The organism is Agrobacterium sp. 22094 (assembly GCF_052046015.1).
GTDB classification, from domain to species: Bacteria; Pseudomonadota; Alphaproteobacteria; order Rhizobiales; family Rhizobiaceae; genus Agrobacterium; species Agrobacterium cavarae.
Genome location: NZ_JBQEPX010000001.1, coordinates 1,683,121 through 1,697,975 on the forward strand (window position 1 = coordinate 1,683,121; position 14,855 = coordinate 1,697,975).

Sequence of the window (14,855 nt, forward strand, 5' to 3'; positions counted from 1 at the left end):
GTCTTCTTGGCATTCTTCGGGCGGGGAAACGCCTGCCGCATCTCCTCGAAGCAACAGGCGATGGCGTCGTCTACCGCCAGAATGTGATCGAAACCCGACGAAAATGTGCCCTGCTGATATTCCGTCGGGGACAATGAAACTTGATAGCGCCGCAGGGGCACTTTACATCATTAAAACGCAGAGTGATTTTCCTATGAAAGCGAGTTTGTCTTGACCATTTTCAAGAACCTGCCCACCCCGCCCCATGCACAGAAGAAGCCGGTGAGCGATACGCATCACGGCATCACGCGCACGGATGATTACGGCTGGTTGCGGGCGGATAACTGGCAGGCGATGTTCAAGGACCCTTCCCTGCTCGACCCCGCGATCCGCACCCATCTGGAAGCGGAAAACGCCTATATGGAAGCCGCGATGGCGGATACGAAGCCGCTTCAGGAAAAGCTCTTCGAAGAAATGAAGGGCCGCATCAAGCAGGACGATTCCTCAGTTCCGGTCAATGACGGGCCTTATGCCTATGGCACGCTGTTCGTGACCGGCGGTGAGCAGCCGCATTACTTCCGCACCCCGCGCGATGGCGGCGAGAAGCATGTCCTGCTCGACGGCGACAAGGAAGCGGAAGGCAAGGACTATTTCCGTCTCGGCGGACTCGATCAATCCTCCGATCACAGCCGCGGTATTTGGAGCTATGACGACAAGGGCTCCGAATTTTACACGCTGCGCATCCGCGACCTTGCGACCGGCGTCGATCTCGATGATGTCGTTGAAAACACCGGCGGCGGTGGCGCCTGGGCGCCTGACGGCAAGAGCTTCTTTTACACACTTCAGGACGAAAACCACCGCCCGTCCAAGGTCTTCCACCACATTGTCGGACAGCCGCAATCGTCCGACCGGCTGGTTTACGAGGAAAAGGATCCGGGCTTCTTCATGGGCGTCGGCGCCTCGGTTCTCGATGACTTCATTTTCATCGATATCCACGATCACGAGACGAGCGAATACCGCATCCTCTCCACCAAGGATCTGATGGCGGAGCCGCAGATCGTGGCCGAGCGCGAGGAAGGCATCGAGTATTCGATGGCGGAAGGCGGCAATGTCTTCTTCATTCTTACCAATGATGGAGACGCCAAGGATTTCCGCATCGTCGAAGCCCCGATAGAGGCGCCGGGCAAGGAAAACTGGAAAGAGGTCGTGCCGCATGAGCCGGGCCGACTCATTCTCTCCGTCGATGCCTATGCCCGCCATCTGCTCTGGCTGGAGCGCCGGGACGGCCTGCCGCGTATCGTCATTCGCGATCGCTCCACCGGTGAAGAACATGCGATCGCCTTTGCCGAGGAAGCCTATTCGCTAGGGCTGCATGGCGCTGCCGAATACGACACCGACGTCATCCGCTTCAGCTATTCATCCATGACGACGCCAAGCCAGTTGTTCGACTACAATATGGTGACGCGCGAGCGCACGCTTCTGAAAACCCAGGAAGTGCCATCCGGGCATAACCCGGACGACTATGTGACACGCCGCGTTATGGCGCCTTCGCATGACGGTGCACTGGTGCCAGTGTCGCTGCTTTACCGCAAGGACACGCCGCTCGATGGTTCCGCACCTTGCCTGCTCTATGGTTACGGCGCCTATGGCATCACCATTCCGGCCTCCTTCAGCACCAACAACCTGTCGCTTGCCGATCGGGGCTTCATCTATGCGGTCGCGCATATACGCGGCGGCAAGGACAAGGGGTTCGAGTGGTATGAAAACGGCAAGATGGAGCACAAGCAGAACACCTTCAAGGACTTCATCGCCGCCGCCGACCATCTGGTGAAGGAGGGCTTCACCTCCTATAGCGGCATTATCGCCGAAGGCGGATCTGCCGGCGGCATGCTGATGGGAGCTGTCGCCAATATGGCGCCGGAGAAATTCGCTGGCATCATTGCCGCCGTTCCCTTCGTCGACGTGCTGACCACGATGCTCGACGACACGTTGCCACTGACGCCGCCGGAGTGGCCGGAATGGGGCAATCCGCTGGAGTCCGAAGAGGAGTATCAGTGGATTGCTGCTTACTCGCCCTATGACAATGTCGGTGCCAAGCCATACCCGCCTCTCCTTGCGATCTCCGGTCTGACGGACCCGCGCGTGACCTATTGGGAGCCGACAAAGTGGGTGGCAAAGCTGCGTGAGAAGACCACCGGCGACGCGCCAATCCTGCTCAAAACCAATATGGCCGCAGGTCATGGCGGCAAGTCCGGCCGCTTCCAACGGCTCGAGGAGATCGCCTTCGAATATGCCTTCGCGCTGAAAGTCGCGGGCAAGGATCAAGTCTAAGGCCATTCAAGCCATTTTGGAGAGATCGGCGGTGCGTTCGGGCGCATCGCTGATTCTGCCCATTCTCAAAGTGATTCCCCGCGTAATGCAGGTTCGAACGGCGTCTGATCGTCAAAGAATCGGCATTTGGGGGGTTTTTGTTATTTTGCAAGCCCCTAAAGTGCAAAAACGAAGCAGGGGTTTGTCCCCTGTCAAGCACCGTCAACGCATCCGAACAACGCGCAGCAAGCTTCGCGCAAGCTTCAGCGGTTAAAAAACCGTTAACAGCTTGGTGAGGCTAACGATGAACATCGACAACAACATTGGCGGAGCGCCCTATCAAAGTCGCTCACAACCTATTGAGAAAGTGCAAACAGACGCCGCTGTCTCAGAGGTTTCTTCGCCTGCCTTTTCCGGCAGCACGATTTCCTTCGTTAACGCCCTGCAAGCAGGTGCGCTGGCAAGCGTGCTCTGGACCGTCAACCGCGACGCGGTGAAAGAGGCTGCGGCGGCGCCATCGACCGCGTCACAGGGACCTTCAGAAGCCGCTGATGCGGCATGGGTCTATCAGGCCTATACGGAACACTGATACCGCCGGATGCTTCCGGCGGCGCCCACTCTACCGGCTGTCGCGGCTTCAGGCAAAGCCCCGAGCCATTGCAAGAGCGCGTTTTGCGCATCGATCACGCAGCCGCGTTGATCTCGACCGTCACATGCGACAATTCTTCAATCTCTAAAAGCTTTTCCCGGTAGGCTGCAGCTGATGTCTCGCCTCTCGTGGACAGGGACACGATGGCAGCGTGATGGCCTGGGCCAACTTGCCAGACATGTAAGTCGGTAATGCTTTCTTCGCCCGTTTCGACCACGTCGCGGATTTTCGCCACGAGTGAGCGCTGCTGCGGCATCGCATCCACCAGCACTGCGCCCGTGCTGCGAAGCAGTCCCCAGGACCAACGGGCAATGACGATACCGCCGACAAAGCCCATCGCCGGATCGAGGAAGGTCCAGCCGTTCCATTTGCCGAGAACAAGGGCCACGATGGCCAGCACCGAGGTCAAGGCATCTGCCACCACGTGCAGATAGGCGGCGCGCAGGTTGTTGTCGCGGCTCCCATGATGCGCGTGCGATCCATGGGAATCCGAGTGATGAGCGTGAGCGCCGTGATGGTGGGCGTGGCTCTCGTGGCTATGATCATCGTGATGATCGTGATGATGTCCATGGTGATGGTGATCGTTCTTGAGGAGAAGCGCGCTGACGATGTTGACGACCAGACCGATCACTGCAACGATGATCGCCTGGTTGAAGTCGATCTCTACCGGCGAGAGGAAGCGCAAGGCGCTCTCCCAGGCAATCAGCAGCGCAACGACGCCTAACACTACCGCACTGGCAAAACCGGCGAGATCACCAAACTTTCCCGTACCGAAGGTGAAGCGCGGATCATGCGCGTGCTTGCGGGCATAAAGATAGGCAAGCGCCGAAATCAGCATCGCGCCTGCATGGGTCGACATATGCCAGCCATCGGCCGTCAGGGCCATGGAGCCGAACCAGTGACCTGCTGCGATCTCCACCACCATCATGACGGTGGTCAGAGCAATGACCATCCAGACGCGTCGCTCGTTGCGCTCGTGATCGCTGCCTAAGAAAACGTGGCTATGTGTGCCATCCGCGTGGCTATGTTCCATCGTTGCCATCATCGTCACCTTATCGAATGTAGGTTTTGAGAACCTGCGCCAGCTCTTCCGCAGCCTTGGCGCGTTCCTCGTCATTTGCGGCGTGCAGCACATGCTCGTGCAGATGCTCCTGCATCACTTCGCCCGTCAGGCCAGAGAGCGCGCCGCGAACCGAGGCGAGGAGTTGCAGAACATCGCCACAGGGCTTGCCGCCCTCCAGCGCCCGTTCCACCGCTTCCATTTGCCCCTTCATGCGCCGGATACGCGCCATAAGCTTATCCTTGTCGCGGATCGTATGGGACATCTGCCTATCCTCCCTATAGTATAGGGGAGTATACTATTTTCTCTTGAGGCAGACGGCAAGTCCCCTATGCTGCTTGAGAAGATGCAGATGGTAGCAGAGCGTTCGATCAGCCCTTCAGCGCATCAAAGAGCGGCATGCTGATGAGGGCTGCGGTTGCGATCATTCCATAGCAGATGCGGCGAAAGGTCTTCTCTTCCGCAAGGCCGAACATTCGACTGCCGAGCCATACACCAAGGCCGTAAACCGGGGCGACCAGAACCGCTAGGCCGATGAGCTTCACCGTGATGAGACCATTCCACAGATAGGCTGTGGCATTGAGCACCGTGGAAATTGCAAAATAGAGAATGATATTGGCCCGAACGATGACCGGCGGCACAGCCCCACCCAACCAATAGGCCACGACCGGCGGCCCGCCAATCTGCGCCACGCCGGAAAACACACCTGCGATCAGTCCGACGACCGCCGTCAGAATTGCCTTTGGCTGGTCTCTATAGCGCCAACCGGACATCAGGAGCGACAAGAGCACAACAACGATGACGACGATGGCCCAGCGGATGGTGACGGGATCGAGTGTCATCAGGAGGTGGACGCCAAGTGGCACGCCAATGATGGCGCCGACCGCCATGGTGAGCACGTCGCGGCGATCCGCACGACGGACTGCCCCCGGTATCATGCCAAGCGTCATCACCCCATCGACCACAAGAAGAAGCGGAACGGCAATCTGTGGCCCCATGACCGAACTGGCGAGCGGCACGAAGATCAGCGCCGCGCCGAAGCCGGAAAAACCGCGCGCGAGACCTGCGCTCAAAGCAACAAGCACCAGAAATGCCAGGGCGGAAAGGGAAAGATCGGTTGATAGAATACTGGGCATGACGGGTGATCATTAAAGGGAGGCGTTGTCGCTTGCGTCATACTCCATCAGCGCCCGTCAATAGCCAACTGCTTTTCTTTTATGGCTGACAGCGGAGACGGCAAAACAATTGCGTTCCCATTGGCTCAAACCTATATCTCTACAAGCTATAGCTATGAGGATGAGGCCTATGTATTCCATCGGCGATTTATCGAAACGGACAGGCGTGAAAGTCCCGACCATTCGCTACTACGAGCAAATGGGGCTGCTTGACGAAGCCGACCGCTCCGAGGGCAATCAGCGCCGGTATGAGAAGGCCGATCTGGAACGTCTCGCTTTCGTGCGGCACGCCCGCGATCTCGGTCTCAACATCGACGCGATCCGCGAATTGATCGCGCTCAGCCAGCATCGCGAAATGCCATGCGCGGGTGCGGACCGCATTGCCGCCGATCATCTGGCCACCGTGCGGGAAAAGATCGCCAAGCTGAAGAAGCTGGAACACGAGCTGGAGCGTATCGTCTCGCACTGCGACGGACATTCCATCGAGGACTGCTATGTCATCCGGGCGCTGTCAGATCATGGTCTGTGCGATCACGATCATTGAGACGTCATGCCGGGAAAGGACAGTCACCAGCGCCAGCGACTGTCCTCTGCTGCGCCCCTAGCGGTTATAGACCGCTGTGATCTTTGCCGTGGCAAGGGTGTTGGCGCCAATCATAAATCCCGCAAGCGCGTTGCTGGCATTGTCCGGCAGGTCCAGATGCTCGGTGCCGAGGGCATGGACGGTGAAGATGTAGCGGTGGACTTCACCGGGCGGCGGGCATGCCCCGCCAAAACCGGCTACACCATAATCATTGCGGATTTCCACAGCGCCCGCAGGCAGTGTCTTCTCGCCGCTCGCGCCAAGTTCGAGCGACGTTTGCGAGGCGGGAATATTCACCACGTTCCAGTGCCACCAGCCCGAGCCTGTTGGCGCATCCGGGTCGTAGGCCGTGATGGCAAAGCTCTTCGTGCCAGCCGGTGCGCCAGACCAGGATAGCTGCGGCGACTGATTTCCGCCCTCGCAGCCGAAGCCCTTGAACACGAAGGTCGACGCAAGTTGCTGACCCTCGGCAATTGATGTGCTCGACAATTTGAAGTCCGCGGCACTTGCTGTCGTGGCGGTCAGAAGAGCCAGAATGACGCCGGTCGCAACGTTCTTTTTCAGCATGATGTGGTGTCCTTTCCAGACGTTGATCATGCTCCAAGACATAAACCGGCCAGGAATTTCGAGCTTCCGGCTCGCGATCAAAGACTATCGAAAAACGATCAGAATTCGGCTGTGCGGATAGAGCGTGGCTTAAGACCGAATCTCTTGCGGAAGGCCTCGGAGAAATGCGAGGGCGTCTTGAAGCCGCACTCCAACGCGATACTGGAGATCGGCGTATCCGTCGATTGCAGCATCCCAAGCCCCTTCTCCAGCCTCGTGTTCAACAGGATCTGCGAAAATCCCGGACCGGATTTCGCCAGCCACCTGCGAAAACTGGCTTCACTCATGGCAAAATGGCGCGCGACGTCTTCGGCCCGCCAAGGCTGGCTGATGTCGGTCTCTATCAGCTGCCGCACCTTGTTCCAGGGTTGATCTTCCCCTCGCCGCGGCAGATGGACACCGTGATGGCGGAGCCAGACCAACGGCTCCAGAAGCCGATGGCGTTTGACCGACAAGGGTAGAGTGTCATCATCCAAGGCCTGCCGCGTGACCTCCACCACATCATAGTCCGCGCTTGCTGCTTGGCGAATAATCTGGACACCGGGCGAGCCTGACGCCCGCGGTGGACCGGCGAAGACCGCATCAATCAATTCGTGATCGAAATAGATGCCGGTCGCCCGATAATTCGCGGCGCTGACAGGACGGTTTTCCAAGGTGACGATAGAACCAGAGGGGAAAATCAGGAGGTCACCCGCCTCGCCGACGAATTCGCCATTCACGGGGCAGACGACCCTTTTGCTGCCGGCGCAGATGAAGCACAGGAAGGTCACGCCGATGAACAGATCCGTAAATGTCGCGGCCGTGGCCTGGGTAATGGGAAAAATCGAGACGCCCGTGCCCTGAAAACCCAATTGCTCTGCAGATTGCGCCGTCATCGATGCTTTTGTCCCTGCCATTGACTTATCGAGCGCGAGAGCACGCCGCGCAGACACATAGCGGACTGACGACGACCGATGTCAATGCGCCGCTTGCCCTCGTGGCAGGCATCGAGACGGACCCATCCAAAATGCGAAAACCGCCCCTTGACAGCTTTCCAATTCGAGCGCATTGAATCGCCCATGATCAACGAACGCGCACCCATCTCCTGCACGTATTTTTGGGCCTACCTGTAAAGGGCGGCTCGACAGATCACTTTGTCAACAAGCCGCCGTCAGGCGGCTTTGTTGTTTTCCAAGCGTCCTGACGGCAAAAAACCAGACAACCGAAGGACCAGACCCATGACCGAAGATAGCCTCCTGACACTGCCAAGACCGCCCGTCGTCACCATTCGTGGTGCGCGCGCAGCCGATCTGCCTGAACTCAACGAGATGATCACCCTGCTCGCCGCCCATCATGGCGATGCCGCCGCGATCACGCCGGAGAAGCTTGAGCGCGATCTGTTCGGCCAGGTTCCATGGATCACCGCACTGGTGGCGGAAGCTGCAGGCGAACTTATCGGCTACGCCATTCTCGTGCCGCTCTACCGCGCCCAGGAAGGCCGCCGCGGCATGGAGTTGCACCACCTCTTCGTGCGTGACGGCCATCGCGGTCACGGCACCGGTCAGCACTTGGTGGCGCGCGCCCGCGACGTTGCAAAACGCTGCGGCTGCGACTTCCTGTCGGTCGGCGCTGCGACCGGCAACTTCGCCGCACACAAATTCTACGAAAACATGGATTTCGTTCCGCGTCCCGTCACCGGCATGCGCTTCATGCAAGCGATCGCCTGAGCTTCTTCGCTTCTGGAGGATGACATGACTCGTATTGCCATCGCGCTGACGCAAGACTTTGCCGACTGGGAGCCTGCGCTGCTTGCCGCTGCGGCCCGCAGCTATCTCGGTGTCGAGATCGTCACCGCTTCACCCGACAGCCAGCCTGTGACGTCCATGGGCGGGTTCAAGGTGATGCCGGACATGTCCCATGACGCCCTCGACCCGGAGACGATCGACGCGCTGGTCATCCCGGGCGGTTTGAGTTGGGAAAAAGGCACTGCGCCCGATTTTAGCGATCTGGTCCATCGCTTTAGGGCAAAAGGCCGCGTGGTTGCAGGCATCTGTGCTGCGGCCAGCGCGCTCGCCGGTACCGGCATCCTGAACAGTGTGGCCCATACGGGCAACGCCCTAGCGTCGCATCAGAAATACGGCGGCTATGACGGAGCAACGTTCTACCGCGATCAGCCACAAGCCGTCAGCGATCAGGGTGTTGTCACAGCACCAGGCAATTCACCGGTCAGCTTCGCGAAAGAGGTGTTGAAAGCCCTCGGTCTGTGGGGACCGGAAGCCGAAGCGGAACTATCGGTATTTTCCGCGGAACACGTGCCGACTTAACGATCCAGCACACGGCAGAGGCGCGCCGGTCCTTGCGCGTCTTCTCCTGTCATGACTCGGCGAAGATCGCGGCTGTTGATATGGAGGCTGCGCTCGAAGGGGATACTCAGCCGCTCGATCTTGTTGGTGGCCGCCGCGAGAAATGCTTCGCGGTTTGCCACGAAGTAAGCGCGACAGGTTTCTTCCGTCAGCGCATCATTGATCAACACCTTGAAAGCAAGCCGATGCATGGCGCAAGGCGCGCCATGACCGGGAACGGAAAAACGCAGGCAATCGAGGTCATCGCTCCAATCGACTGCGTTCTCCTCTGTCATCATGTCACTTTGCAGCGTCGAAGCGCTTGAGGAACAGGCCGCTGAGGGAGCCCAAGATCAGCCAGAAAACGAAGCTCGTGACGGTGGCGAGCACGACGAAGCGGCGTTCCAGCGGCAGCGGCGCCAGCGCATGTTCACCCGCAGGTGGCAATGGCGCGCCGACGACATGCGGCGCAACGATCAACACGACGGCAAGGATCACCGCCCATGGCTCCGAGCGGCGGAAGGCGAGGAGCGCGATGCCTCCGGCAGTCGCGGCAGCGGTTGCGATCCACCAGACCTGACGCGCACCAAGATCGGCAGCGGGGCTGCCCGGCAGTTCCGGCGGCAGGCCGATCATCGGGGCCAGCATCACGGCGGCGAAACCGGCGAGCCCCCAGAACAGACCTTCGCGCCAGCCGCCCTGAGAGCCGCGAAGCGAGATAAGACCCGTGAGCACCAGCGCATAGCCGATGACCGTAAGGACATTGGCGGCGACGGTGTAGGCGTTGCGCTCGAAGCCATCCGCAGGTGCCCAGGCTTCCGCGTCATGGTGGTGATCCGCGGGGATGGCGGCATCATGAGAATGACCCGCCTCGCCACCGGCGCTCTCGAAGGTTTCCGCCTGCAGGATCAGTGGCGTGGTGCCGACCGCCTGCATGGCGCTGACGGCAAGACCCGCAATCAGGCCGACGAGGACCGCGGTAAAGACGATGTTTCTGAAAAACGGCATCTCATCTCCCCTCAATGGCAGGGGAAAGCATTGGCGTGACGCGTATCATGCGCCGCGTTGTGCATGGCCTCGACATGCGAGAAGCCAACGAAACCGACAATGAACAGGCCAAGTGCAACCGCACTCAGCGCCTGCAGGAGCTTCGATGTGGTCGAAGACACGGCGCTCGACGCCGTATTCTGTTGGATAGACATGGTGACCCTCTTCTTCAGCGGCGCGCTGCTTTCAGGCAGCCGGACGCACGCATTCAACCTTCACCACGGGGAAAGACAAACAGGGCTTTTCGGACGGATGGTGCCAACCCGAAAACCGTGCTCTTCCGGACACCCCGCCGGCATTGACGACACTTCGTAATGGCAGGTCTCCTGGCTCGCGGGTCGTAGCCTTGAAAACACCTTCCCGATGCCAAGTTTAGCATCAGTGGCTGTTGTTTTCAGGCTCACCGCTCACAGTTGCGGGGGCAGCCACGAATGAGAGCGGAGCTCCGATCGTGTTCCCTTTTCACTTTCCGGCAGAACCGGAAAGACCATCACGCCTCTGTTATCGGCCAGGGGTTCTGGAGAGTCAATGCGAGAAGCTTGGGCCTCCCGTATTCACAGATGTCAGCGCGCCGGAATGGCCTTGAGATAGGCGGCGATCGCGTTGCGATCTTCAGCGGAAAGCTTCGCCATATTCTGCTGCACCTTGACCATGGAGCCGCCGACGCTATCGAAATCCGGGGTGAAGCCAGTTTCGAGATAGCTAGCGATATCGGCGACCGACCAGGAACCGATGGCTTGCGAGCCCGGCGTGATGTCGGGGATCGTCCCCTCACCCTCTGGGTTCGGGCCGCCTGCCAGCCACTTGTCTTTGCTCAGACCGCCAAGTGCCGTGCGTGGCGTGTGGCACTCGCCGCAATGGCCCGGGCCTTCCACCAGATATTGGCCGCGCGCCACATCGGCGCTGGCATTGGCAAGCTGCACGCGTGGCGCGCCCTTGTCGAAATAGAGGAATTTCCAGCCGCCGAGCGCCAGTCGCATGTCGAGCGGGAATGGCAAATCGTGAGGAGGTGCGTCATTGGTGCTGGCGGGCAGCGTCTTCAGATAGCCGAAGAGATCATTGATATCCTGCGCCGTCATGCGGGCATAGGACGTATAGGGGAAGGACGGATAGAGATGCTCGCCGTTCTTTCCGACCCCTCGGGTCATGGCATCGCCGAACTCGGCCACCGTCCAGCTTCCGAGACCATGCTGTGGATCGGGTGAAATATTGGGAACATGGAAAGTGCCGAAGGGGGTTGGCAAGGCCTGGCCGCCGGACAGCGTCTTCAAGGCATCGCCGCTGGCATTCGGAGCAGCATGACAGCTTGCGCATCCGCCTGCCCAAAACAGCGTTTCACCATTGGCCAGATCGGGTTCACCCAGATTGGCCCAGTGGCTCGGCGGCTGGCGCTCAGGTGCCGTCACCCACATGAAAATGCCGAAGCCGGCGAGACCTGCGACCGCAATACCGCCTGCCAGCTTTCCCCAGATGGATGCCATCCGCCTCTCCGCTATCGATAAAATATCATTGAAGGAAATAGCCCGCCGCTGAACCGGCGGGCTCTTCTTGGGTCGCTTACTTCTTCACACGATAGGCCTGATGGCAGGAACTGCAATCGGCGCCGAGCGTCTTCAGGGCAGCACCTGTGCTCGCCTGATCGGTGGGCAGTTGTGCGAGAACGGCATCGGCATCCGCGCCGAGCTTTTCCGACTTCGCCTTGAAGTCCGCAAAGTTCTGCCAGATGGCAGGCGACGCAGCGCCGCCTTCAGAACCCGCCGGGAACTGATCTGGGAATGCCTTGGCGTTGGTGCTGATCGTGGTGACAGCTGTCTTCACGGTCTCGGCGTCATAGGGCTTTTCGCCCTTGGCGATCGCGCCGAGCGCGCCCATGGCGCCACCGATCTGTTTCATCAAGCCTTCGCGCTTTTCAACCTCGCCGGCCGCGGAAACCGCTCCGGCGCAAAGACAGCCTATGAGAATGGATGCGGCAATCGTCTTGAATTTCATGCTCTCTCTCCTTGTTCCGGTGGCACCGGAGGGTGGTTGTTCGCCGTTCCGCATCGACTTCATGAGACGCGTATGCGTGCCGGGCGGCACACCGAGTCGAACAGAAATGAAGATGCAGGCTTCACATGGCAAAAAGAAGTCACATTCAGGTGATTTTCCAGAGGAAAATCAGATACCTAAACTTGGCTTTTTCAGTTTCCTTTGCGCCCATGGCAAGCGGCGAGAAAGGCTCACAAGGGGCCGACAGATCTTCGACAATGACGGGAGCGACCACATGATCGTGACGTCAAAACATCAGAACACGGTTTAGCTCCCGGCCAAAGCCACGCAGGGCGATGCGGTCCGGATAGACATCGGCGATGGCAAAGGCGTTCTGGTCCGGCGTGTCCACCATGCCTTTGACGTTGACGAAGTGGGTATTGCCGATCACGCCGTAATTGCCATCGTGATTGTGCCCGCAGAACCACGCCCTGACGCTGTCATGAGCGGCCAGCAATTTTAGCACCTCTGGCGCGTCCCACATATTATGCGCGTTCGCCGGATAGAGCGGGTAATGGCAAAAGAGGACGACCTGCTCCTGCATGGCATCGGCCTTGGCAAGCGTTGCCCGCAGCCAGGACAGTTGCTCATTGCTGAAAGAACCATTCCAGTCCTGCGCGTTCAGGTCTCCCGCCTCGCGTAGCGCCTCCAGACGGGTCGTGGCAAGCTCGCGGCGCGGATCGCCAGTTGGAGGCGCGAAGGTGCTGACATCATTGCCGTCCAGCACGATGAAACGGAATTCGCCGAGACTGAAGTCATACCACCTTGCCGGCATGCCGAGCCGATCGTGGACCTTTGGCAAATGCTCCGGCTCGACAGCAAAGTCGTGGTTTCCGGGTAGCAGAATGGAGCGATGACTGAGGTGATCGTAACAGCCAAGGATACCGTCGAAGCTCTCCCAGCCGCGGTCGATCAGGTCGCCAAGGGTGACGACAAAAGCCAGATTCTCCTGGTTGAAGGCGTCGATCGCAGCCGTCAGCTTTTTCGTGCTCTCCGCGTAAAAGCGATTCATCTCCGGTCGGGCTGGGATGTCGGCATATTGCGGGTCAGCGACGATGCCGAAGGAAAAGAGCGGTGCGATGGATGTGGCTGTCATGATCGCTACCGCTTAGAAGCGCCGCATGACAGAGGTGTGACAACGCCTGCAAGGATCGGAAGACGCCGCAAAGCAAAACACCCGGCGCAAAGGCCGGGTGCTGCTTATCCGATCGATCGGAAAATTACTTGGAAGCGGCTTCGTAGCGCTCCAGAACGTAATCCCAGTTGATGAGATTATCGACGAAAGCTTCAAGGTACTTCGGACGCAGGTTGCGATAATCGATGTAGTAGGAGTGTTCCCACACGTCGACGCCGAGGATCGGCTCTGCGCCATGGACCAGCGGGTTTTCACCGTTCGGGGTCTTGGAGATTTCAAGCTTGCCGTTCTTGACCGAAAGCCAGGCCCAGCCGGAGCCGAACTGCGTGGTGCCGGCTGCGATGAAGTCAGCCTTGAACTTGTCGTAACCGCCGAGATCGGAGGCAATCGCCTGCTCGAGCTTGCCGGGCAGCTTGTTGCCGCCGCCGTCCTTCTTCATCCACTTCCAGAAATGGACGTGGTTGTAATGCTGGGCAGCGTTGTTGAAGAGACCAGCATTGGTGCCGAAGGACTTCTTCACGACTTCTTCGAGCGACAGGTCGGAAAGACCGGCTTCTGCAGCCAGCTTGTTGCCGTTGTCCACATAGGCCTTGTGGTGCTTGTCGTGGTGAAACTCCAGCGTTTCGCGCGACATGTAAGGCGCAAGCGCGTCGTAGTCGTATGGGAGTTCGGGAAGTTCAAAGGCCATGGTTTTACTCCTTGTTGCAGCGGCTGGGCCGCTCCTCGAAACCTTGTGCGCGGACCATAGGATCAGCCGTCAATTCAGGCAACCTGTGAATTGTCAAAATGTTCCAGCAAAAGAGAAAATTCCTCTCACGCCTCTTCAAAAACATGATTGCGACCCAGTTTGCCGTACCGATTCCGAGCGATCCGTTCGGCTGATCCTATGAGAGACTATCGAAAGGACATGGCAGTGAAACAACAGGCTTTGGTTTTGATCATGGCATCCCTTGTGGCGCTCCCCGCAGCCGCATCGTCCGATAATGCTTGGGAAGCGTTCGTCGCCGACGTGCAGGCAAAATGCCTCGATGCGGGGGCAAGGCTGATGGATGACGCGAAGGCCGTCGTCGATCCGACAGGAAGCGAGAACTACGGCTTGGCGATCCTGACCGGAAAGGCGAAAGGAGCAGATGCAACCGTTAGTCACATCTGCGTTTACGACAAGAAGACCAAGGCCGTGGAGCTCGGCAGCGAATTGTCGGCCGATTCCGTCAAGGTCGAGCTTCCTGGCTCCACCAAGCCCTGACAGCCTGTTCAAGACTTTTCGCTCGTCTAACGAACAGAGTGAATTCAAGAAGCGGAGCGCTGCTTACGTAAAGCACGTAAGCAATGGCGATCATTGGATAGAACTTTAGATTTACACTCTAGGCGTTCTGTCCGCCTCGCCCAATGGTCGCTGCATGAGAACGATGTCCAGCCAGTGGCCGTGCTTCCAGCCGACGGATTTCAGGGTTCCCACCATCTCGAACCCAGTGGCGCGGTGAACGCCGATAGAAGCGGCGTTCTCGGAATCGCCGACAACCGCCACCATCTGGCGAAAACCCCTTGCCGCCGCCTCTTCGATCAGTGCAAGCAGCAGGGTCTTGCCGATCCCCAAGCCCTTTCTGTTCGGATCGACATAGATGGAGTCTTCCACCGTTGCTCCATAGGCCGGGCGGGCACGATGGGGTCCGGCATAGGCGTAGCCGACAACCGCACCTTCCATTTCCGCGACGATATAGGGGAAGCCGCCGGCAAGGAGCGTTCTCCAGCGCTCCCGCATAGCATCAGCCGTCGGCGGCTCGATTTCGAAGCTGGCGCTGCCATAGAGAACGGCGTCGCGGTAGATTTCAACGATCGCAGGGATATCCCCCTCTTCGCAGGGGCGGATGATCATGGCGGTTCTTGTGGCGGAAGTCATTGCAGAAAATCCTGAAGGGGTATGCGGGTCGCTGCAATCTGCACCAGACACATATCAAAATA

General features: G+C 59.0%; 19 protein-coding genes and 1 riboswitch. Of the genes, 6 read left to right on the plus strand and 13 right to left on the minus strand.

Annotated elements, in window-relative coordinates:
* Positions 1-210 precede the first annotated feature (210 nt).
* Both ACTJK5_RS08135 and ACTJK5_RS08140 read left to right on the plus strand, forming a co-directional pair.
* The gene (locus ACTJK5_RS08135) at positions 211-2,310 is read left to right on the plus strand and encodes a S9 family peptidase (RefSeq protein ID WP_113262087.1); all 2,100 of its coding nucleotides are present in this window, start codon (positions 211-213) and stop codon (positions 2,308-2,310) included.
* A 283-nt stretch (positions 2,311-2,593) separates the two neighbouring features.
* Positions 2,594-2,878, plus strand: coding sequence for a hypothetical protein (locus ACTJK5_RS08140; protein ID WP_113226736.1), 285 nt, complete (start codon positions 2,594-2,596; stop codon positions 2,876-2,878).
* A gap of 94 nt (positions 2,879-2,972) precedes the next feature.
* Here the strand turns inward: ACTJK5_RS08140 and dmeF are convergent, their stop codons facing one another.
* The 3 genes from dmeF to ACTJK5_RS08155 form a co-directional block, all read right to left on the minus strand.
* Positions 2,973-3,983 carry a CDF family Co(II)/Ni(II) efflux transporter DmeF gene (gene dmeF, locus ACTJK5_RS08145; RefSeq protein ID WP_440612146.1) on the minus strand — a complete coding sequence of 337 codons (1,011 nt, stop codon included), beginning with the start codon at positions 3,981-3,983 and terminating at the stop codon, positions 2,973-2,975.
* 7 nt (positions 3,984-3,990) lie between these two features.
* Positions 3,991-4,263, minus strand: coding sequence for a Ni(II)/Co(II)-sensing transcriptional repressor DmeR (dmeR, locus tag ACTJK5_RS08150; protein ID WP_333629929.1), 273 nt, complete (start codon positions 4,261-4,263; stop codon positions 3,991-3,993).
* Between the two features lie 106 nt (positions 4,264-4,369).
* Entirely contained in the window at positions 4,370-5,134 is a 765-nt protein-coding gene (locus tag ACTJK5_RS08155) for a sulfite exporter TauE/SafE family protein (protein ID WP_440612147.1), read from the minus strand.
* Between the two features lie 169 nt (positions 5,135-5,303).
* On the opposite strand from ACTJK5_RS08155, the gene ACTJK5_RS08160 reads away from it, so the two are divergent.
* A complete protein-coding gene (locus tag ACTJK5_RS08160) occupies positions 5,304-5,717 on the plus strand; it encodes a MerR family transcriptional regulator (protein WP_440612148.1) in 414 nt (137 codons plus the stop codon).
* A gap of 57 nt (positions 5,718-5,774) precedes the next feature.
* Here the strand turns inward: ACTJK5_RS08160 and ACTJK5_RS08165 are convergent, their stop codons facing one another.
* Together ACTJK5_RS08165 and ACTJK5_RS08170 are read right to left on the minus strand one after the other, a co-directional pair.
* Entirely contained in the window at positions 5,775-6,323 is a 549-nt protein-coding gene (locus ACTJK5_RS08165; protein ID WP_440612149.1) for a YbhB/YbcL family Raf kinase inhibitor-like protein, read from the minus strand.
* A gap of 98 nt (positions 6,324-6,421) precedes the next feature.
* A complete protein-coding gene (locus ACTJK5_RS08170) occupies positions 6,422-7,237 on the minus strand; it encodes a helix-turn-helix transcriptional regulator (RefSeq protein ID WP_440612150.1) in 816 nt (271 codons plus the stop codon).
* A gap of 342 nt (positions 7,238-7,579) precedes the next feature.
* Between ACTJK5_RS08170 and ACTJK5_RS08175 the strand changes: the two genes are divergently transcribed.
* Both ACTJK5_RS08175 and ACTJK5_RS08180 read left to right on the plus strand, forming a co-directional pair.
* On the plus strand, positions 7,580-8,068 hold the full coding sequence (locus ACTJK5_RS08175) for a GNAT family N-acetyltransferase (RefSeq protein WP_062425795.1): 489 nt from the start codon (positions 7,580-7,582) through the stop codon (positions 8,066-8,068).
* 24 nt (positions 8,069-8,092) lie between these two features.
* Entirely contained in the window at positions 8,093-8,665 is a 573-nt protein-coding gene (locus tag ACTJK5_RS08180; RefSeq protein WP_440612151.1) for a type 1 glutamine amidotransferase family protein, read from the plus strand.
* On the opposite strand, the gene ACTJK5_RS08185 is transcribed toward ACTJK5_RS08180, so the two are convergent.
* The 7 genes from ACTJK5_RS08185 to ACTJK5_RS08215 all read right to left on the minus strand — a co-directional run bounded on the left by ACTJK5_RS08185 (position 8,662) and on the right by ACTJK5_RS08215 (position 13,581).
* Entirely contained in the window at positions 8,662-8,979 is a 318-nt protein-coding gene (locus ACTJK5_RS08185; RefSeq protein ID WP_440612152.1) for a hypothetical protein, read from the minus strand. The two genes, ACTJK5_RS08180 and ACTJK5_RS08185, sit on opposite strands and share 4 nt — an antisense overlap.
* 4 nt (positions 8,980-8,983) lie before the next feature.
* Positions 8,984-9,691, minus strand: coding sequence for a CbtA family protein (locus ACTJK5_RS08190; protein ID WP_440612153.1), 708 nt, complete (start codon positions 9,689-9,691; stop codon positions 8,984-8,986).
* An 11-nt stretch (positions 9,692-9,702) separates the two neighbouring features.
* A complete protein-coding gene (locus ACTJK5_RS08195; protein ID WP_082447245.1) occupies positions 9,703-9,885 on the minus strand; it encodes a CbtB domain-containing protein in 183 nt (60 codons plus the stop codon).
* A 144-nt stretch (positions 9,886-10,029) separates the two neighbouring features.
* Positions 10,030-10,237, minus strand: a riboswitch (cobalamin riboswitch).
* 56 nt (positions 10,238-10,293) lie between these two features.
* Positions 10,294-11,211, minus strand: coding sequence for a c-type cytochrome (locus tag ACTJK5_RS08200; protein WP_440612154.1), 918 nt, complete (start codon positions 11,209-11,211; stop codon positions 10,294-10,296).
* A 76-nt stretch (positions 11,212-11,287) separates the two neighbouring features.
* Entirely contained in the window at positions 11,288-11,719 is a 432-nt protein-coding gene (locus tag ACTJK5_RS08205; RefSeq protein ID WP_062438183.1) for a c-type cytochrome, read from the minus strand.
* Positions 11,720-12,005: 286 nt separating this feature from the next.
* Positions 12,006-12,854 carry a metallophosphoesterase gene (locus tag ACTJK5_RS08210; RefSeq protein WP_440612155.1) on the minus strand — a complete coding sequence of 283 codons (849 nt, stop codon included), beginning with the start codon at positions 12,852-12,854 and terminating at the stop codon, positions 12,006-12,008.
* Between the two features lie 124 nt (positions 12,855-12,978).
* Positions 12,979-13,581 (minus strand): superoxide dismutase, encoded by a 603-nt coding sequence (locus tag ACTJK5_RS08215; protein ID WP_062425801.1) that lies wholly within the window; start codon positions 13,579-13,581, stop codon positions 12,979-12,981.
* Between the two features lie 219 nt (positions 13,582-13,800).
* Here ACTJK5_RS08215 and ACTJK5_RS08220 point away from each other — a divergent pair, with 219 nt between their 5' ends.
* On the plus strand, positions 13,801-14,139 hold the full coding sequence (locus ACTJK5_RS08220; protein ID WP_112952234.1) for a hypothetical protein: 339 nt from the start codon (positions 13,801-13,803) through the stop codon (positions 14,137-14,139).
* Positions 14,140-14,250: 111 nt separating this feature from the next.
* Here ACTJK5_RS08220 and ACTJK5_RS08225 read toward each other — a convergent pair whose 3' ends face one another.
* Entirely contained in the window at positions 14,251-14,793 is a 543-nt protein-coding gene (locus ACTJK5_RS08225; RefSeq protein WP_062425802.1) for a GNAT family N-acetyltransferase, read from the minus strand.
* Positions 14,794-14,855 lie beyond the last annotated feature (62 nt).